This window comes from Paraclostridium sp. (assembly GCF_051656405.1).
In the GTDB taxonomy this organism is placed as follows: domain Bacteria; phylum Bacillota; class Clostridia; order Peptostreptococcales; family Peptostreptococcaceae; genus Paraclostridium.
Genome location: NZ_JBOGBV010000069.1, coordinates 41,427 through 60,969, shown reverse-complemented (window position 1 = coordinate 60,969; position 19,543 = coordinate 41,427). Strand labels below are relative to the sequence as shown.

Here is a 19,543-nt window from a genome sequence, read left to right as displayed (position 1 = left end):
ACCTATCTCTTTGCATTTTTTACAAAAAAGCTCATATGATATATGAACTCTTTTTATTAGATTACTTTAAATTAATATGCTTACATAAATTTTACATTTAATTTTTATATTTATTATTCAGTATATTGAGCGCCTGATGAACTGCCCACTTTTGATGTTCTAAATGTATATATTTGCAACAATCTTGTATATCTACCCATAACAACTCATGATCTTTTTCTATAGGCTCTGATGTTATATCTATAAATTCAGCAAAGTAAAAATATCCTATTCCATAAAAGTATCCTATACTATCAATATAATCATACTTTCCACTTTTGCAAATAAAATTTTTTACGACTACATCCATACCAACTTCTTCTGAGCACTCCCTCTTAATACACTCTTCATGAGTTTCATCATTCTCTACTCTACCTCCTATTAAGAAGTAACCTTTCTTAGTTTTTACAACTGCAACTTTATTATCTTCATTTAAAATTACTCCATACGCGCCTACTCTATCCCCTGTATTTTTTCTCCAAACGATTTTTCTTCTACCATTATTTGCTCCACCTTTTATCCTATTGTATATATTTCTTGTAAGCATAATTCTTACAACTTGATTTCTAATTAATTACTAATTGTAAGCTTTATTTTAACTAAGTTTTAATTTAAATTATTTTATAAATTATCTTATTTAAAACTTAGTTATATTGTAAACTTAAGTATTTCTAGTTAACAGGTAGTATATAATTATCTTCAGTATCCTTTTGAACTTTAATCATATAACAACAATGTTTATTAACTGTTTTAAACCCCAACTTATTATAAAAATCTTCTTTATCAGGTGTCGCCAAATATATAGTCCTTACCTGCATCTCTGATTACTCTAATAAGCTTTCAATTATCTTACTCCCTATACCTTTACCTCTATATTCAGGAGGCACAAATACATCGATTATAGTAGCCCATCTTATTTCATAACTTAAAGATCTAGCCATTCCTATCAAATTATTTTTATCTCAGCAAGTTATGATACTCGAAGATTTTTTACTATTTTTTTGCCAATACTCATATTTACTTGGTACTTTCCAAGTTGCATAGTTACAATAAAAATTCTTTACTGTATATATATCTAAATCTTTAGAATTAAAAAATTTAACCAACCTAATTCCTCTCCTAGTTAAAATCTAGTTTAATTGTATCAGATTATTTATGCTTAATTCATTTCTAAAATATATGTTTTTAACATAAAAAAAGAGCAATAATATTATTGCTCCATAATTAATAGACTTAATATATCTACGTTATGATTTTTATTTTCAATATACATGACTGTTGTTTTTACATACTGGTATTCTAGTGAATCCCAGAATCTTCGTCCATTAATATTATCTTCTAGTACTCCTATTCTCAATTCTCTAGCACCTTCACTTAATGCATATCTCTTTATTTCTTCATGAACAGCTCTACCTAATTTTTTATTTCTCTCGCTTGGCGAAAATAAAAGTAAACCTATCATCCAAGTTCCAGTATCTGGGTAGTCCTTAAATATATCTACTATCCCAATTAGAACTTCACTATTATCGTATACTCCTAATGTTAAAGAATCCTCTAAAGTCTTTTTTTCATTGTACTTAAAGATATTATCGATATCGTTATCAGTTGCATTTCTGCCACTAGCCAGCATGTGATAAGCAGAACATAAATCATATAGTTGTCTGATCTCCTTATGATTATCATTCGTTATAGGTTTAATAATATATCCATTTTCTAGTATACTTTTCATAATCCTCTTATACTCCTTTTTATCAAAATGCATTATTAACTTAATGATAGCATATCAAGTGTTTGTTGAAGTACCCATGCTAGTTTAGCATAATAAGGTAGAAGCAAATGCCCCTACCTTATTAATTTTTGATATTCCAAATTAACTTTCAGCATCTAATAATTTTTTAACTTTATCAAGGTTTTCTATATCAATTATTATCTTTCTATCTATAAAACCTTTTGAAACTTTAATTATTTTTTTATTCTTTATAAGAACCGGATTGTTATATTCTATTTCTTCTATTTTATCAATATCAAATACTGTTCCATCATAGAAAATCACTTTATCCTTAGATACTATACATGGATTTACTAGTACTTGTATTATATTAATAATAAAAAATATACTAATTACAGAAATCATTAAAAGAATCACCTTTTCATCCCACTCAAAACTATTTGTATATGTTAATAGTTTTGTAATAGTGTAATTATTTCCATGCTTAAAACCTGCATACCTTGATTTAATCATACTATACATATTAAATAGCAAAACTACCATAATTGGAATAACCAATTTATTATTTTCTTTTACTTTAATACATTCTATGTTTTCTTTGTCTATTCTCTTTATAAGCTTTCTTCTTAAAATATTATCACTTACTTTCATTGATAAAATTAAAATTGTAAATCCAACTAATGATATACTACTTACTACTTGATTTTCTAGTACTATAGCCATTATCGCTAATATCACCATAATAACAGTTAATATTTTTCTCTTTATGCTCATTTTTTCTCTCTACCCCTATTGTATATATTTATATAGAATTTACTTTTACATATATAATTAAGTCTTTATTATTTCTACTTGCTTGATAATCCTCATCTAAGTTAATGCTATGAGTTGAATGAGCTTTGTTAAGTAAGTTTAAGCTCCATTTGAAAAACATCCTCTTTTACAAGATTTTCTTTCCATACAAATCCACCTGTTACCACATTTATTTGTATAAATCCTAAAGATTTATACACATGAATAGCTCTGCAATTGCTTTTTAATACATCAAGTTCAATCTTTTTATATCCATATACTTTTGATAACTCAATAACTTGCTTTAAAACACTACTCCCAAGACCTATACCTCTATACTCAGGAAGTATACCCATTCCTAAATACCCAATGGTACTGTTTTTAGGGGATGCATCACACCAACCCACACACCTATCATTTTCTAAATCAATTATAAATAAGTGTGGATAGTCTTTATCTATAGCATCTTTTATAAACTCAACTGTTCCTTCAAATGGAAATGCCTCGTTCATAGCTAAGTATTTTCTCTCTTTTGCTATTTTATCAAAACTTTCCCAATATGAACGAATATATCGTTCTTCTGGCTTTATAAATTTGACTTTCCCCATCTTAAAATCCCCCAATTTTAATAGTATTTAATTTATTATAGCTGAATTTATAAGTCTTTGTATATAAATAACTTACTAATAAAAAATTCGCTTCGCTCATGTCGCCAACGACTCCGTCCGTTGCTCAAAATGTCATTTTTTACTTGCACCAAAAAATTTGTATCACTATGTTACATAAGTTATCCTCAAAAGTTAATTAAGTATAATTTCCTTAAGCGTAAAAAAAGAACTCTAAAAGAGTTCATTTGAATTTGTTAATTGTAATCATTGAGCTTACAAGTTTATTACTCTTTAATTACTAACTGTAAGCCTTGATTTTGCTTATCTCTAGATTGAACTAAGTAAATATACAACAAAAATATTAATTTTATATTAAATAAATAATATTTTTTCATTAGTTTTATATTAATATTAACTATGTTATAACTATATTTTTATTAAGTTTATACTAACTATTATTTTACTCCAAATAAACTCCACTTTCTGTGATTTCTTCTGTAATCTAAAACCATTTTATAAGATGCAGTTATTAAAAATACAAAACAAATTGTAGCCAGTATATAGTACATAAATTCATTTAGATTGTATAACTTTAAGTCTATCACTCCTCCAAATAGATTAAAGATCATATGTAGAATTATATTTGCATAGATAGAGTTAAAATACATATACATTAAAACAAGTACTATACCTAATATAAAAGCATATATACCTTGAACGATATTTCCATGTGCTATTCCAAATAATAATGACTGTACCACTATAGCAGTTCCTATTTTATAATTTTCTTTTAAGTGATTGAATATAATCCCTCTAAATATTATTTCTTCATATATAGGGATCAGAACTATCATACAAATTATATTTAAAATCGAATTTGTTTGCGATGTTATGTTATTACTTACTTCTTCATAACTCGGGAATAATTGAGCTAAAAAGTTTATTAATATTGACGTAACGATACTCAATGCAATACCAAACAAGATAATATACATTATGTCTTTTAAACCTATTCTTTTAATTTTATATCGATATATAATCATATTTATTCTTGTTCCATAAAACTTATATACAATAATTAACGTAAGTAGGTCTGCAAAAAAAACTATGGTAAAGTTATATTGATTAAAATCTTTAAATAAAATATTTGCAAATACCATAATAACAACTGAACTAATAAATTTAGTTATTAATAATCCAAATAATAGGCCTAAGGTCCTTGAAATTCTTTCCATAAATATTTCTCCTTTAAATTTAAAACTTTTTCATCCTACTTAAAGATGAATATATTACCATTAATACATTTAAAAGATTTTTAATCAATAGATATGGACTAAGATTGTATATTTTGAGGTTAACATTGAAATAATTAATAAAATATATAAAAATAAAAGCCTTAGTATATTATTAATTATTATTTTGTAAGCAATATACTTACTATTTCATTACTAAATAATTACTAGCTGTAAGCTTTGATTTTACTCAATCCTATATACAACTATATAAAATCAATATTAAGTTTATTATAAAACTTTAATTTAATATAAATAAATAAAAATTAAAACTATATTAAAACTAAGTTAATTATTAGTTTATACTTAAAAACTTAAGAGCTGCTAAGTTTTAAGTAATATATTTAGACCTTTTAATTTATAAAATAAAAAATAGCTGAAGTCCTATAGTAATGACTTCAGCTATTTATATTAATTTATTTCATTTGATTAATTTCCATTCATTCAACATTGAATTAATCTCTACGTAAAGATTCAACTGGATCCAATCTTGCCGCTTTATTAGCTGGTAAGAAACTAGCTAGCATACTTATCACTACACTAATTAATATACCTGATAGTGCATATGTAGGCGTAATTCTAACAACATTAAAATCAAAAGCAGTTCTAGTAAAGTGATTTGCTATTGCCCCTATCCCATAACTTGCTCCAATACCTATTAAACCACCAAATACACCAAGTAAAAATGCTTCTGTTACAAATATACGACGTATGTCTTTCAATCTTGCTCCTAAAGCCTTTAGTACTCCGATTTCTTTAGTTCTTTCAACAACACTTATATTTAGTACCACAAGAATCATAATTGCTGAAACAAATAGTGATATTCCAGCTACTCCTGTTAATACATAAGATAACATATCTATCATATCTGTAAACATTTCAATCATAGACTCTTGCATTGATCCTGTGTATCCTAAATCTTTCACTGAGTTTTTAATTGAATCGGTGTTAGATTTGTCATCTGCATGCAAGTACACTGTATTTGGCTCTAAGTTAATTCCTTCTTTGCTAAACCATGAACTTATCGAATTATAAGGCATGTATGCCATGTTTCCTGTGCCTTCATACACTCCACTTACCTTAAAACTTCCTTTTATTAGCTTTTCATCAACTAATATCTTAACCTCTACTGTTTTTCCTACTATATCATCACCTAGTTCACTAGCAATCATGTCTGAAATTAATATTTCTCCATCTTTAGGCATCTTACCTTTAGATAAATTAGATTCTAGTAAGTTTGATGAAGTTGACATAAATTCCATAATCATTGACTTTTTCCCATCATAAGTTACAGAATTAGATCCCATTGCTGTTAGATTATATCCCTTCTCTACAGAATCTACATGATTAATTTCGTCTAGTTTTTTTATATCACTCTCTGTAATAGGATTAGATCTTAACCCATTCATCATTTGTTCTGATTGAGCCTCTTGTTGTTCTTTTATAGACATATTTTCTGTTGACTTATTTTTACTTTCAGCAGGTTTATTTACCTGTATTACTTCAGGATTTACAAAGCTATTCATTTTATCTGTAACATATCCTGTAACCCCATTACCGATGGACATCATTAAAATTACACTCATAATCCCTATACTTGACCCTACAGCAACTAGTAAATTTCGAGAAAATTTCTCTTTCATGTTTAGTAATGATAGTCTCATTGCGGAGAAAAATCCTAAATTTTTATTTTTAGCATTCTTTTTACAAACTTGTCTTTCTTCTATATGATTAAGTGTTCTTCCTTCCTCATCTCCTACAATCTCACCATTGTCAATTTTTACAACACGGCTAGAGTATGCAGCCACTTTTTCAGAGTGAGTTACCATAATTACCAACTTACCACGCTGTGCTATTTCTGTAATTATATCTAATACTTGATTTGTAGTCTCTACATCAAGGGCTCCGGTAGGTTCATCTGCAATAATAATATCTGGATCATTTACTAATGCCCTTGCTATAGCAACACGTTGTTTTTGTCCTCCCGATATTTGGTTAGGCTTTTTATAAACATGATCTTTTAACCCCATATCACTTAATACTTCTAACGCCCTTTTCTTTCTAGTTTCTGAATCTACATTAGATAAAGTCATAGCCATTGCTACATTATCTAATAAATTTAAATGTGGAATTAAATTAAAACTCTGAAAAACAAATCCTATATTTTCTTTGTGATAATTTACTAACTCCGATTCTTTGAATGTACCTATGTTTCTTCCTTTATATAAGAGTTCTCCTTCGAAATTTGAATCTAAACCTCCGATTAAATTCATCAATGTAGACTTTCCACTTCCCGATTCCCCAATGATTGAAACTAGTTCACCTTTATCAAAAGATACATTGATATTTTTCAAAGCGGTAAACTCTTCATTTCCTGCTAACTTATACTTTTTGTAAATATCCTTTAGCTCTAATAATGCCATGTTTGTCACCTCCATTTAAAAGTATTTTGAAATTATATCATATTTTTATGAATTAATTGTGAAAGTTTATTTCTTTGTAATAAAATACCGCTTCATAAAAAGAATTGTATTATAAAGTTATATTTATATATTTCCAACTAATATTTACCTATTCCTCAATTATTACCCTCGATATTAATAACTAAACATTGCGTACAGATGCAACCTTTTATAAAGTTATTTGTTTAATAATTTATCTTTTTATACAGTTTAAACTTCTTCATATATGGCTTTCAAAATTAAGCTTTTAAGAAACTACTCTTTGTATATAGAATCTTTAATTGCAACAAAAAAAGGAGTTAATAAATTTATAACTCCTTTAATATTATTCATTGTAATCAATTTACTTACAATATTATTACTATTTGTAAGCTTGTGTTTAACTGATTTTTAACTTTAAATATACATTTTTTTGATAATATATATGTTTTAATTTAATTAATTTATATTTTAGTTCTAACTATATAATAACTAAGTTATTATATAGTTAGAATAAAAGCCTTTTTGTAATTTAAATATTGTATTATAATATGTTTGTTTCATTATTTCTAATTCTCTATAGTTACATTTGATACTTTTTTCTTTATCTCAAATATAGCTCCGTTATTATCAATTTGAATCTCAGGTTTTCCATTTATATATTTTTCATCAATTCCATCAATATTAATTTTACTTCCTTTTGGAATAGTAACTTTTATGTCCCCAATATCTTTATTAATATGATATTCATACCCATCTTTAATATTTTTCAGATTTAATCTAATGTCTCCTATTTTAGAATTTATATAGCACTGTTTTATCTCTCCAGTATAAACTAAATCCCCAATATTTATATCCACATCTAATCTATCATAATCATCGTCTAATATAATATCTCCAATTTTACTTCTAACATCAAGAAAATTAATATTTTCAGGAATCATAATTATACTTTCAATATTTGTAGCAGTTATACTTTCCTTACTTTTGAATAATGGATTTAAATATATATCTCCATCTTGAACTTCACAGTAAATACTATCTAATGTGTCCTTTAATTCTTTTTCATTTGTTCCACTAAGTTTTTTATTCATAGTTATTATAACCTGTGAGGAACTATGTTTTTTTATTTTTAATAAACTACAATTATTCTTTATAACTAGCTTACATCCTTCAACTTTAAAGCTGTATTCTGACACTTCTTCTTTACTATATTCATTCCCATGTTCTTTAGAAAATCCTATTCCGCCTTTTATAAAAGTTTTTTTCATTATTTTCTCCCTTTATATTAACTGTACAATATTATTTTTTAGAAAGTTCATTCATAAGTTTAGAAAAATATGTATCTCCTTTTATTAAAGTTTCATAACTTCCTTTTTCTACTATTTCTCCATTTTTCATGGTATAGATGCAATCTGCTTTATTCAATAAACTTAAATTATGAGTTACTATTATCACAAGTCGTTTCTTTGACAATTCTTCTAAGATATCTTTCACTCTTTTTTCATTAATGGTATCAAGCGCTGCTGTAGGCTCATCAAAAATATAGACTAAAGAATCCTCAACTAAAGCTCTAGCAATAGATATCCTTTGCTTTTCTCCACCTGATAAATTAATTCTTTCATTTATTATAGTCTCATATCTCGACTCTAATTTATTTATTGTTTCTTCTAAATTAAGTTTTTCAATAACTTCTTTTATTTGTATTTCTTCTATGTTTCTTCCCATTTTTATGTTATCTTTAATAGATTTGTTTAGTAATTCTATATCTTGAGAAACTAAACTTATAACGCTTCTGATATCACTTACCCCATACGATTTTAGTTCTTTTTTATTTATGCTTATTTCTCCATCATATGAATTATAAAATGCACTTAATAATTTTATTAAAGAGCTTTTTCCTGCTCCAGAATCTCCTACAATTGCAAATATTCCTTTTGATGGTAACTTTAAATTAATATTATTTAAAGCATGACTTCCATTTTTATATTTAAAGCTAACATTTTTCATTTCTATTTCTTCAATAGATACAATATCGCTATTTCCATCACTAGATTTTTCAGTTTCTAAGTCAATATATTCATTAATTCTATCAAATATAGGCATTATACTTCGTATGTCTATATTGCTATTTAATATTTCATACACTGGTTGTACTAAAATTTGGAAGTAGGTACCTAGTGCAATTACTGTTCCTATAGTAATTGTTCCATTCATAGCAAAAAAACTTCCCATACCATATATAATAGATAGTGATGTTATCATTATTGCATTGCTAATGCTTCCCATTAGCATATTTAATTTTTTAAACTTAATATTATTTAAATAGTTTTGCTCTATTATTTCTTTAAATTCTTTTTTTACTTGATCTTCTCTATTAAAAGCTTTTATAGTGTTTATAGATCCCACACTTCTATTAATTTTTATGCATATTTGATCATAACTCTTTTGAATTTCTCTCGACATCGGAGTAAATTTTTTTGATATTTTCCAATTAAAGAAGAAATAAATCGAATATAAAAAAATAACTATTATTGTTACTTCCTTACATAAAAATAACATTTGAGTTATTACCATAGCTATTAAAATTATATTTTTTAAAATAACAATAAAAAAATTAGCAATAAATTCACTAATACTTTTCCCATCATTACTTATCCTAGAAACAATAGCTCCATTATTACTATTATCAAAAAAATCTATAGGTGCATTTATAATTTTATTGAACATTTTTTCTCTAAATAATATAGTCATCTTTTCACTAACACTCATAAATACTATATTTTTTAAATATCCAAATATCGGTTGGGATATACAAACACAAAAAAACATCATAATACCTATAATTAAATTCTTTAAAGAATTACTTGGAATTACGTTATCCACTAAATCTTTAAAAATTAATGGGACCTCAAATACGGCAATTGTATATAAAATAGTATATACTAGCCCTTTAAGCTCATACCATTTATATATTTTTGCTATTTTCCATAAGTCTTTTATAAATTTTTTCATATCTTCTCCCTAACGTATTTTTAAAATTATAGTTCCTTACTATTGATAACTTTTAGTAAGTTTTCATTATTAAAAATTACATTTTTTTCAAAGTCCTTAGTATTTAAAGCCTCATGAATAACTTTTTCTATACCATACTTATCAATTAATTTAATAAGTACACACATAGATATAAAGTATATATTTCCATGACTATAATCAACCTCATAAAAATTAATGTTGATGCTATTATCAAAATTTTGATTTTTAAAAGAATGATGTTGATTTGAAAAGTATATAGCTAGTCCTTCATTTAGCCAAGCAGGTAAATTTGTTTTTGATTTTAAACTTAATACTACATGAATAAATTCATGTAGTATTAAGTTTTCAACAGTCTCATTATTTGATGTGTTCCACTTATCATAATCTAAAATTAAAATAATATTATTGAAACTTGTCCCTATTACCCATTTAGGAACCTTTTTTTCAAGCAAATTCTCTAACTCTTGTAAATCATCAAATACATCTATTATAACTTTTTTATCAAAATCGAATATTTTTCTTATTTTATTTACTCTATTATAAAAATCTGAATAGTCTCTAATACCTTTTAATACTCTTAAATCTCTAGCGTAAAAGTTAATTTTATCCACAGCTACAACATCCTTTTTCACATTCCATATCTCCATTTTGTTCATATGTAGAAATTATTGTTTGCTCAAGACTAAATTTCCATTTTTCACACTTTGGATCATTATTTATTAATCCATTATATGGACATCCACCCATGCATATCGGTAATATTTCACATTCTATACATTTTTCATTTTCAAAAGGCGACCACATAATATAATCCATATTCATTGCATGCATCTTTTCTTCTGTTTTCTCATTGAGTTTAGCAACATTTCCAACTGCTCTATCTATATTTCCTATATCATTCCAACATTTATACATGTATCCTTCAGGATCAATTACATAAGCACCTGTATTATCAGCACAACAGTAATTTGCTTTTATACTTGGGTAATATGGATATACCCCTGCTACTTTGTATCCTCTTTCAAAAAGTACCTTTTGGTATTTACTATCTTCTTCTGCATATTCTTTTATACTTAAGCAACTGCTTGCTATAGAGCTACAAGCATCTGTATATGCACTAACATGACCTAAACTAATATTTGCACCTTTTAATCCTTTTTTCTCTAAAATTTGTAAAAGTTCCTCAATATGATCTATATTTGTTTTATCGATATTTATTCTTATAGCTACATTTGTAATTCCACCATCGATAAGTTTTTTTACATTGTCTACTATTTTATCAAATGTCTCATCCTTTGAATTTTTTAGTATTCTTCTTTGATTATGAATACTCGGAGGACCGTCTATTGTAATTTGAGCTCCATTAATTCTGTAATCTTTAAACATTTGAACAGTTTCATCATCGATTAAGTATCCATTTGTTACAATAAATGATGAGTAATGAACTCCTTCTCTTTCAGTTATCTCTATAACTTGCTTAGAAAAGTCCGCTATTATGTCTTTAGCTAATAGAGGCTCTCCTCCATACCAAGTAATACTAATATTTTTTTTACGTTTAGCATTTTCTTCTACCAATTTTATTAAAGAATCTTGAACTTCCTTACTAATCATTCCTGGTTTTGGAGTTTCATAGCAATAAGGACAAGCGAAGTTACACGCTAATGTTGGAGCAATTACTAATCCTAGACCACCTTTTGAGAATTTCCCACTATAATTTCTATACTTTATTAGTTTTAATTCATCTATTTCATTTTGAATTATAAAGTTTCCATCTGACATATTTCCAACTAACTCTTTCATGTTTCCACTGATTTTATCTGTATCTATATTTTCTATGTTTTCTAATACATTTAGAAATTCTTCATCTACTTCCGCTAACGCACAAGTTAAGCTATTAAATGCTATTGTTTTTCCATTTTCTAATTCTATTATTTTGTTGTATTTAGATTTTTTCATAGTTGATCCTTTCATCTCCCCAATATTGTATTTATACTTTTTTAAATGACTTCGTGCTTTAAACCTAAATTTTAATCATAAAATGTTAATTAAATTTACGCCTAACTGTATTAGTTATTAAAACTGTCGCAATTAGTGTTACAAACCATCCCACAATTGCTACTGCAAACATTAGTACATGTATATTTTGTACATATGCTTCCAATGTCAAAGCAAAATCCATCTCTAAAGTTTATTGATTTAATAATATATCTCATTTCATACTCTCCCTTTACCTAAAATTCATATTACTCTGTAATGAATAACATTATTCGATTTTTTAATTTCATATTTAAGCCTTATAGTATATCTACTTACTTTTAATAGTAATAACATATGTCTAGCTGGCACATCGATGGACATTCTGGACTAGTGTTAGAAGAACAGTAATATATGCACATAGTGAAGGCACAGTCTTCTGTACATAGACAAAACCCATGTCTATAACCTGTTGGTTTAACGATATATTTCATTTAGCCTTCTCCTTTCTCTAAAAAAAACCTGTACATGATAGAGACTCACAATTATAGGGCATGCAGCTACTATTAGATTCACAGTATCCCATACAGCTAAAATAGCAGTACCCTCTTTCAAATCTTTTTGATGGTTTTTTTATAAATTTCATATTTTGTTCCTCCTAATTTCACTTAGTAAAATTTATAATTCACTATGATGTATGGTAACTTATACATCCAGAGTTTGTTCCACATCCTGAGTAAGTTCCACAGTTCATTCCACATAAAGAACCACAATCTTGATTACAACTTAAAAAACAATATCCTTCTTCGAATTTTCTTGCTGGTTTTTTTATAAATTTCATTTGTATTCCCCTTCTTTTTAATTAAACTAAAATTAATACATAAATATATTACAACTGTATACACCACAATTAAATGAACAGTAATTATTACAGTCAATATCACAACTTAAAAAACAATATCCTTCTTCAAACTTTTTTGCTGGTTTTCTTATAAATTTCATATTTTTACTCCACCTATTTTTATTAGCAAAATTTATGTGCTCCCTATGCTGGGTGATAACTTATACATCCAGAGTTTGTTCCACATCCTGAATAAGATCCACAGTTCATTCCGCATGCAGAACCACAGTCTTGACTACAACTTAAAAAACAATATCCTTCTTCAAATCTTCTTGCTGGTTTTTTTATAAATTTCATTTTCTAATCCTCCTATTTTCATTTAATAAAACATATAGTTTCCATCTCTGTAGTCAACACATCCAGAGTTTGTTCCACAATATGATGTACAGCTAGTATAGCAATATCCCTCTTCAAATTTTTTTACTGGTTTTTTTATAAATTTCATTTGTATCCCCTTTTGAAATATAGTTGTAAATTCTATATCAAATTTTTTTAATTATTTAAAATCATTTGCATAAATCTTTATTATAATTTTCTAATTATTTAGCATTTACAGTATAAAAAGTGGAAAAGAAATTTAACATAAAAGTATAAACTTCATGCAATATAATCTAATTAATTACTTTTTTCTTTTCCACCTTAACAATTTATTATAAATTTAACTCTATAGTGTAAATCATTTATCCATCCCTTTAATAAGATGCCAGGAATATAAATTTAGTTTCCATTATTAACTATGCATCCATTATTATTAGTTGTACAAGTACCATAAGTACCCATACAGTTACTTGGACAATTCCCAAAACATTGATCTTTACATTCCATGCCAAAACAGAATCCTTCTTCAAATTTTCTTGCTGGTTTTTTTATAAATTTCATTAATATTCCCCCTCCTTTTTCATTTGATTAATTATTAAAATTCATTTTAAATTTAATTTCCATTATTAACTATGCATCCATTATTGTTAGTTGTACAAGTACCATAAGTGCCCATACAGTTACTTGGACAATTCCCAAAACATTCTTGGCTACATTCCCATCCAAAACAGAATCCTTCTTCAAATTTTCTTGCTGGTTTTTTTATAAATTTCATTAACATTCCCCTCCTTTTTCATTTGATTAATTTATTAAAATTCATTTTCACTTAAAATAGCCCTATATTTAGCTAAATTCAAGGAAATATGAAATTTTAATCTGTATATTTTTAAAAATTAAATCAATCTAATTCCTTGTATAAGGTTACTTTATTCCAAAATCTTATTGAATTCAATATTTAAGTATATGTTGTTGTTATATAGTATAAATTGCAGAAAAATTATAAAATTTGTAGTATTTTTAATATTTTTTATTATATATTTTTATCCTTTGCTTATATTTTTTAACATACAAAAGAGGTATTGCTATTTATCTAAAGATAAAAGTAATACCTCTTTTAATTATTTTTTTATAAACTATATAAGTTGCAAATGGTTATTTAATTTTATGAACATTTTATATTATTAATTGTAATTTCTAGTGTATATCTAATTACTATTTTTTATTAAATAAATCAGTCTATTATAAGTATTTACCGTCTCATCTGCTTTATTTTCATTAAACACAATTACTGAATCTTTGGTTTTGATTCTTATAAATGGATTTACATTTTTATGTGTATATACTTCAGACTCAAACTTATCTCCATTATTTGTATTTGGAGTATTACTCCCTGATCCTCCAGATAAAATTACTTTATCTAATAGTTCTACATCCATTATATTGTTTATTTTATATGTCTTATGGGTTATTTTAATCTCATTATTTTTAAATTCTATAGGTGTCAACGCTGAATCCATTTGTTTGAATAGAAACAATATAAATAAACCTATTATTATGAATATAGTCACCATAAAAACATATCCGTATTTTCTAATTCTTATCATATTAATTTTCCTTAGTTGGCCCCATTTTTAATTCTATATAGATTATAAATTTATAGTAGCCTCACCAATAAGTTTTGTTAAGTAATAATATTGTAAGAATTGTACTTACAATATTATTACTTCCTGTAAGCTTTTCTATTACTCTCTTTCAAATTCAAATAATATTAAATAAAATTAATATATTTGTTATAACTTTCATTTAACATTATTTCTTTATAAATAAAACATAATTATAACTTAGTTTTTTTAAAATTTTATTTATTAAATAACTATAATTTTAAATACTTTTTATCATTATTAAACATGGATTTTTCTCATCCCAAATTTCTTTTATTTCCTCTAGAGGATAAAACCCTACCCCTTCATAAAACTTTCGTGTATTTGCATAGTATTTATTTGAACTTGAATCTCCTATTGTCTTGACCATAAAAAATTTAACCCCACGATTGAATAAATTCTTCTGAACAATATCCACTAAAGATTTCCCTGTATATTTTTTATGATACTCCTTTAATACTCCTATAACGTATATTTCGGATGTATAATCATTATTGTCTTTTACACTTATAAATCCAATAGGAGCTTTTAAATCATATGCTACATAAAAATTAGTATCTTTTTACTCCCTCAACATATTCTACTATTGATTCCTCAATTCCAAACCAATCAGGTAGTTGTCTTAATATGAAGTCCGTAATGTTGGATTTAAGTTCACTATCACCTACTTCTATAGTATCAAACATAATTATCCTCCATTATTTTTAATCTTTCTTAACTTAATGTTATAAGTTTATCTTATAAGAGCGATATGTATCTATTTGCTTAAACCCTGTATTTAAAGCCACATTTAGCATTACAACATGCAGTCTCCCATGAAAAATCTACAATCTCTTTAATATTTTCTATTTTAGCCTCTATACTTTTTATAGTACAGAGCATCATAAATAGTAATCTAATTTTATCAAATTTTACTAACTAATATTCTTTATACTAAAAAAGGGAGATAACAATGTACCTCCCTTTTAATTGTTTTATTAAATATATATTTAAACTTAAATTATTAATTTCATCATTATCTCATCATCTTCAAAATTACCTATTTCTTTAAACCCTAATTTATTATAAATGTGAATTCCAAAAGGAGTACATTGATTATAATATACATATGCTTGCGCCAAACTACGAATAGGATGTGATACAAACTTCTCTTGGTCTTTTCCAAGCTTTAAATTAAAACACTCAACAAAATTGCTTTCATCAATCATTTTCAATTTTAATTCTTTATTCATAAATTTCCTCCATCGATTTATGGTGGAACTCCTAGTTTTCTATCCCCCTATTTTTTAAATAACTTAGTTCTAATGCATTGTATGTCATAATGACCAACTCCCTTCAATTTTTATATTATGATAAGAAATTTTTAATGATTACAATTAAATTTTATCATAGCTTAATTAACTATAAAATATTAACTATCATACAAATTTATATTTAAAAATATATTAATATTGATTTTCCAAGTAATTTATACAAATATTTGTTACATCAGGCCAACCTTAAACCCAATTCATTAAGATATTTTTCATTTATTCAGATAAATTTATTGAATTATAAAAGTGAATAGTAGTAGTGTATACACTTTTAATGCTATGTACATAACTATACTAAATCTTTTTTGGCGTAAATATTTATGGATACTTTTATAGATATTATTAAAATAGCTAAAGACATTAGTATTATAATTATGTATTTTACCAAATTAGGAACCCTATTTATTATATTTAAATGTATGTTTTTACTTTGAATCCATTTTACGATTGCTGGAAGTGAAAGTGGCGAAATTAAAACAAAGCAAGAAGATATATACTTTGTTTTTTCTGTTCCATATTTATACTGTATAGGAATATAAACTCCAAAGAAGATTGATATAACTAAGAACGATATTAATATAGAATTTATACTTAAAAAATTCATTTCTATAGGTGTTATTAAGGCTGCTAATATGTATAGTATATATGTGATGATAAATATGGATCCTATGAAGAGATATTTGGATTTAACTATATCTGAGCGAGAATATGGCATTGTTGTTAGTAATATGCAGCCTTTATTTTTTTCTTCTAGTCTAGATACCGATCCATATAATATAAACTCTAAAAACAGTATAGTAATAATGAAACTTATAAAACTACTATCAAACCCTCTTGTTTGATAGTTAATAAAAATCGGCCCTAAAATTGAAAATATTATTAAAAATGACCAAAAGTTTTTAATTATTATAAAATCTTTTTTTAGAAGGTTAAACATTCATAGTCTCTCCCTTCTATATATGCTAACATTATATCATCTATAGTTGGCTGTATCATTGTTATATCATACTTTTTATCATTAAAATTTGATATATCATGTGTAATGCCTTCAAAGTACTCTCCGTAATAATTTAAACTTATAAATGATTTCTTTACTTCTTCATTTAGTATACTTTGTTTTCCTTTAATAATTTTATGCGAATCTATCAATTTATCTTTCCTTTCGTTAAAAACAATTTGACCCTTATTTATTAATATTAACTTATCAGCTACTTTTTCTAAATCTAATGTTGTATGAGTGGCGTAAAATACCCCTTTGCCACCTTTTTCCATAAACTCTATTAGGATATTCATCAACTCTTTTCTTAATAATGTATCAATTCCACTGGTGGGCTCATCAATTATTAAAAATTTTGCTTTATGAGAAAGTGCTACTGCAATTGAATATTTCATTCTCATACCTTTTGAAAGAGTCTCTATCCTTTGATTTAATTTTAAATTAAATCTTTTTACATAATTCTTAAAAATTTCTTCATCCCAATTTTCATATGCAGAAGAAATTATATTTTTCATTTCGTTTAAAGATATATGATTGTAAAAATATCCTTCATCTAATACAACCCCTATGATATTCTTAATTTCATTTTCATTCATGTTTATATCTTTTTCAAAAAAACTTATTGCTCCACAATCCTTAAGTATTTGTCCTAAAATAGTCTTAATTGTTGTTGTTTTTCCAGATCCATTGACTCCGATAAATCCCGTTACACAATTTTCCTCTAATGTAAAACTTACATTTTCTAAAGCAAAATCTCCAAAATCTTTTTTAAGTCCTTCAACTACTAAAATATTTTTCATTTTATTCACCTTTAAAAATTTAATTCCATGTTCACTCTTTTAATTACTATAAAAACTTCTCTGCTCACAATCTTTAGTCTCTAATGATTTAAATATAGGGTCTCCTAAATTTAAGAAGTCCTTTATATATTCAGATTTTTCATGGTAAATGTCTTTTATACTCTTTTCAAATAGGTTTCCTATCCTACTATTAAAGTAATCTATTTTATCCATTGTACAAATATTTATATCCCCATTATAAGAAATTGCTACATGAGGAGTTAAAAATCCAAAACCTTTACTTCTAAACCTTCTTCCTTCTGTCAAAGATACATTACTTTTATATTTTTTGTTTATTTTTCCTAATATGTCATTTACACACTTAAAATCATGTACGCTTAAATATAGTTCACTATCAGCGGTTTCTGCCCTTCCTCTAAAAATGGCAGAAGTGATTGCATAATCTCTAACCCCTAAATTATGTACCCACTCTGCAATATCTTCAATTTCATGGATATTTTTTCTTGTAACTATTGTTTCTACCTTCATTTTTACGTTATTCTTAGCAAGTTTTATTATATTACTTTTTACTGTATCTAAAATATTTGGAATTTTAGAAAACCATGTAAAATAATCATTATTTAAACTATGTAAATCAACTTTTGTATATATTTTCGAACTATTTTTAATAATTATATCTACAACTTCATCTGATATTCCTACTCCATTTACCAATAGTGATATATTATCAAAGTCTAATTTAATTGCGTGTAATAATATTTCTTTAATATTTGTATAAACTGTAGATTCTCCACCTGTAAACTCTATTTTTTTAACACCTATATTTTTTAAATCATGCAACACTCCTTTTATATGTTCCAGTGTTATACAATTTGTATCTATACAGCTAAAATTCCCAAAACAATGCATACACTTTATATTGCATCTATTTGTTATTTCAACTGATGCAACATGTGGGTATATGTACTTTTCTATTATATTCATATTAATTTTTTGTGTAGACTCTTGTTCATTGATTTTAATTCCATACAAATTTGTTATCTTATTTAAAAACATAGATAATTTATCTCTAGTCTTTTTACTACTTTCATTATGCTTTGTTGATAGTAAGTATATAATTTCTTCATATGTTTTTGTTCCATCGATTAACCCTATTATTTCTATAGTGTTGTTATTTAGTTTGTAAGTCTGAATGTCATCTCTAGTTAATCTTTCATTTTTATAATTATTTTTTATGGCTAATAATGATCTCCCAGTCTCATATTTTCTTATTTCTAAATCCTTATTCCAATATAAATATTTATTGACCATAACGTTCCTCCCTTTAATTTAACTTTTAAGTTTAAATCTTTACCTCAGGTAATTTAATTTAAAAAATAAAGCCTAAGTCTAAAAATTTAAGTTTTTATAAGTTTGATAAAAGAGATTTATAAAAAACAATTTAATAAATTTTTCTTTATTGTAAATGTCTTATAAGTTGTTTTCCCTTTCACAGTTATAAAATATCACTGTAAATTTTAATCATCAATAAATATACATAACTTGCAAGTATATAGTATAACTTGCTTCAAAATTCATAAAAATGTGAATACATGCTATATAAAAAGTTTATTATCCCTTTAATAAAATTCAGCTTAAATCA

Annotated in this window: 26 protein-coding genes and 1 pseudogene; all 27 read right to left on the bottom strand. The window is 25.7% G+C overall.

Features of this window, described 5'->3' with window-relative positions:
* Window positions 1–97: 97 nt before the first annotated feature.
* The 27 genes and pseudogenes from ACRDDE_RS10970 to ACRDDE_RS10840 all read right to left on the bottom strand — a co-directional run bounded on the left by ACRDDE_RS10970 (window position 98) and on the right by ACRDDE_RS10840 (window position 19,212).
* On the bottom strand, window positions 98–586 hold the full coding sequence (locus ACRDDE_RS10970; RefSeq protein ID WP_438627248.1) for an NUDIX domain-containing protein: 489 nt from the start codon (window positions 584–586) through the stop codon (window positions 98–100).
* 277 nt (window positions 587–863) lie between these two features.
* A complete protein-coding gene (locus tag ACRDDE_RS10965; protein ID WP_438627247.1) occupies window positions 864–989 on the bottom strand; it encodes a GNAT family N-acetyltransferase in 126 nt (41 codons plus the stop codon).
* Window positions 990–1,249: 260 nt separating this feature from the next.
* Complete coding sequence (locus ACRDDE_RS10960; protein ID WP_438627246.1) at window positions 1,250–1,768, bottom strand: GNAT family N-acetyltransferase; 519 nt, start codon at window positions 1,766–1,768, stop codon at window positions 1,250–1,252.
* A 141-nt stretch (window positions 1,769–1,909) separates the two neighbouring features.
* Window positions 1,910–2,542, bottom strand: coding sequence for a hypothetical protein (locus ACRDDE_RS10955; protein ID WP_438627245.1), 633 nt, complete (start codon window positions 2,540–2,542; stop codon window positions 1,910–1,912).
* Between the two features lie 128 nt (window positions 2,543–2,670).
* Window positions 2,671–3,168: a GNAT family N-acetyltransferase gene (locus ACRDDE_RS10950; RefSeq protein WP_438627244.1), complete on the bottom strand. Its 498-nt coding sequence runs from the start codon at window positions 3,166–3,168 to the stop codon at window positions 2,671–2,673.
* Window positions 3,169–3,623: 455 nt separating this feature from the next.
* Entirely contained in the window at window positions 3,624–4,403 is a 780-nt protein-coding gene (locus tag ACRDDE_RS10945; RefSeq protein ID WP_438627243.1) for a lysostaphin resistance A-like protein, read from the bottom strand.
* A gap of 512 nt (window positions 4,404–4,915) precedes the next feature.
* Window positions 4,916–6,883, bottom strand: coding sequence for an ATP-binding cassette domain-containing protein (locus ACRDDE_RS10940; protein ID WP_438627242.1), 1,968 nt, complete (start codon window positions 6,881–6,883; stop codon window positions 4,916–4,918).
* A gap of 587 nt (window positions 6,884–7,470) precedes the next feature.
* Complete coding sequence (locus tag ACRDDE_RS10935; RefSeq protein ID WP_438627241.1) at window positions 7,471–8,172, bottom strand: DUF4097 family beta strand repeat-containing protein; 702 nt, start codon at window positions 8,170–8,172, stop codon at window positions 7,471–7,473.
* 31 nt (window positions 8,173–8,203) lie between these two features.
* Entirely contained in the window at window positions 8,204–9,916 is a 1,713-nt protein-coding gene (locus ACRDDE_RS10930) for an ABC transporter ATP-binding protein (RefSeq protein WP_438627240.1), read from the bottom strand.
* Window positions 9,917–9,942: 26 nt separating this feature from the next.
* Window positions 9,943–10,569, bottom strand: coding sequence for a hypothetical protein (locus tag ACRDDE_RS10925; RefSeq protein WP_438627239.1), 627 nt, complete (start codon window positions 10,567–10,569; stop codon window positions 9,943–9,945).
* Window positions 10,541–11,893 (bottom strand): radical SAM/SPASM domain Clo7bot peptide maturase, encoded by a 1,353-nt coding sequence (gene ctpM / locus ACRDDE_RS10920; RefSeq protein WP_438627238.1) that lies wholly within the window; start codon window positions 11,891–11,893, stop codon window positions 10,541–10,543. Before ctpM ends, ACRDDE_RS10925 begins: the two co-directional genes overlap by 29 nt.
* A gap of 110 nt (window positions 11,894–12,003) precedes the next feature.
* Window positions 12,004–12,150: a Clo7bot family Cys-rich peptide gene (locus ACRDDE_RS10915; RefSeq protein ID WP_114543294.1), complete on the bottom strand. Its 147-nt coding sequence runs from the start codon at window positions 12,148–12,150 to the stop codon at window positions 12,004–12,006.
* A gap of 102 nt (window positions 12,151–12,252) precedes the next feature.
* Window positions 12,253–12,405: a hypothetical protein gene (locus ACRDDE_RS10910; protein ID WP_156317215.1), complete on the bottom strand. Its 153-nt coding sequence runs from the start codon at window positions 12,403–12,405 to the stop codon at window positions 12,253–12,255.
* A 17-nt stretch (window positions 12,406–12,422) separates the two neighbouring features.
* Window positions 12,423–12,557 (bottom strand): Clo7bot family Cys-rich peptide, encoded by a 135-nt coding sequence (locus tag ACRDDE_RS10905; RefSeq protein WP_119472432.1) that lies wholly within the window; start codon window positions 12,555–12,557, stop codon window positions 12,423–12,425.
* A gap of 42 nt (window positions 12,558–12,599) precedes the next feature.
* On the bottom strand, window positions 12,600–12,752 hold the full coding sequence (locus ACRDDE_RS10900) for a Clo7bot family Cys-rich peptide (protein WP_021431926.1): 153 nt from the start codon (window positions 12,750–12,752) through the stop codon (window positions 12,600–12,602).
* Window positions 12,753–12,784: 32 nt separating this feature from the next.
* Window positions 12,785–12,913 carry a Clo7bot family Cys-rich peptide gene (locus ACRDDE_RS10895; protein ID WP_077175909.1) on the bottom strand — a complete coding sequence of 43 codons (129 nt, stop codon included), beginning with the start codon at window positions 12,911–12,913 and terminating at the stop codon, window positions 12,785–12,787.
* A gap of 43 nt (window positions 12,914–12,956) precedes the next feature.
* Window positions 12,957–13,109 (bottom strand): Clo7bot family Cys-rich peptide, encoded by a 153-nt coding sequence (locus ACRDDE_RS10890; RefSeq protein WP_438627237.1) that lies wholly within the window; start codon window positions 13,107–13,109, stop codon window positions 12,957–12,959.
* A 22-nt stretch (window positions 13,110–13,131) separates the two neighbouring features.
* Window positions 13,132–13,257 carry a Clo7bot family Cys-rich peptide gene (locus tag ACRDDE_RS10885; RefSeq protein ID WP_323729567.1) on the bottom strand — a complete coding sequence of 42 codons (126 nt, stop codon included), beginning with the start codon at window positions 13,255–13,257 and terminating at the stop codon, window positions 13,132–13,134.
* A 272-nt stretch (window positions 13,258–13,529) separates the two neighbouring features.
* Complete coding sequence (locus ACRDDE_RS10880) at window positions 13,530–13,691, bottom strand: Clo7bot family Cys-rich peptide (protein ID WP_021428754.1); 162 nt, start codon at window positions 13,689–13,691, stop codon at window positions 13,530–13,532.
* A gap of 52 nt (window positions 13,692–13,743) precedes the next feature.
* Window positions 13,744–13,905 carry a Clo7bot family Cys-rich peptide gene (locus ACRDDE_RS10875; protein WP_021428894.1) on the bottom strand — a complete coding sequence of 54 codons (162 nt, stop codon included), beginning with the start codon at window positions 13,903–13,905 and terminating at the stop codon, window positions 13,744–13,746.
* 430 nt (window positions 13,906–14,335) lie between these two features.
* Window positions 14,336–14,734 carry a hypothetical protein gene (locus ACRDDE_RS10870; protein WP_438627236.1) on the bottom strand — a complete coding sequence of 133 codons (399 nt, stop codon included), beginning with the start codon at window positions 14,732–14,734 and terminating at the stop codon, window positions 14,336–14,338.
* Between the two features lie 277 nt (window positions 14,735–15,011).
* Window positions 15,012–15,332: pseudogene (locus ACRDDE_RS10865) on the bottom strand (GNAT family N-acetyltransferase); the annotation flags it as partial.
* A gap of 10 nt (window positions 15,333–15,342) precedes the next feature.
* Entirely contained in the window at window positions 15,343–15,477 is a 135-nt protein-coding gene (locus ACRDDE_RS10860) for a hypothetical protein (RefSeq protein WP_438627235.1), read from the bottom strand.
* A 309-nt stretch (window positions 15,478–15,786) separates the two neighbouring features.
* Window positions 15,787–16,023 carry a hypothetical protein gene (locus tag ACRDDE_RS10855; RefSeq protein WP_438627234.1) on the bottom strand — a complete coding sequence of 79 codons (237 nt, stop codon included), beginning with the start codon at window positions 16,021–16,023 and terminating at the stop codon, window positions 15,787–15,789.
* Between the two features lie 370 nt (window positions 16,024–16,393).
* Window positions 16,394–17,041 (bottom strand): ABC-2 transporter permease, encoded by a 648-nt coding sequence (locus ACRDDE_RS10850; protein ID WP_438627233.1) that lies wholly within the window; start codon window positions 17,039–17,041, stop codon window positions 16,394–16,396.
* Window positions 17,026–17,901, bottom strand: coding sequence for an ABC transporter ATP-binding protein (locus tag ACRDDE_RS10845; protein ID WP_438627232.1), 876 nt, complete (start codon window positions 17,899–17,901; stop codon window positions 17,026–17,028). The genes ACRDDE_RS10850 and ACRDDE_RS10845 overlap by 16 nt, the downstream gene beginning before the upstream one ends.
* A 39-nt stretch (window positions 17,902–17,940) precedes the next feature.
* The gene (locus tag ACRDDE_RS10840) at window positions 17,941–19,212 is read right to left on the bottom strand and encodes a radical SAM protein (protein WP_438627231.1); all 1,272 of its coding nucleotides are present in this window, start codon (window positions 19,210–19,212) and stop codon (window positions 17,941–17,943) included.
* Window positions 19,213–19,543 lie beyond the last annotated feature (331 nt).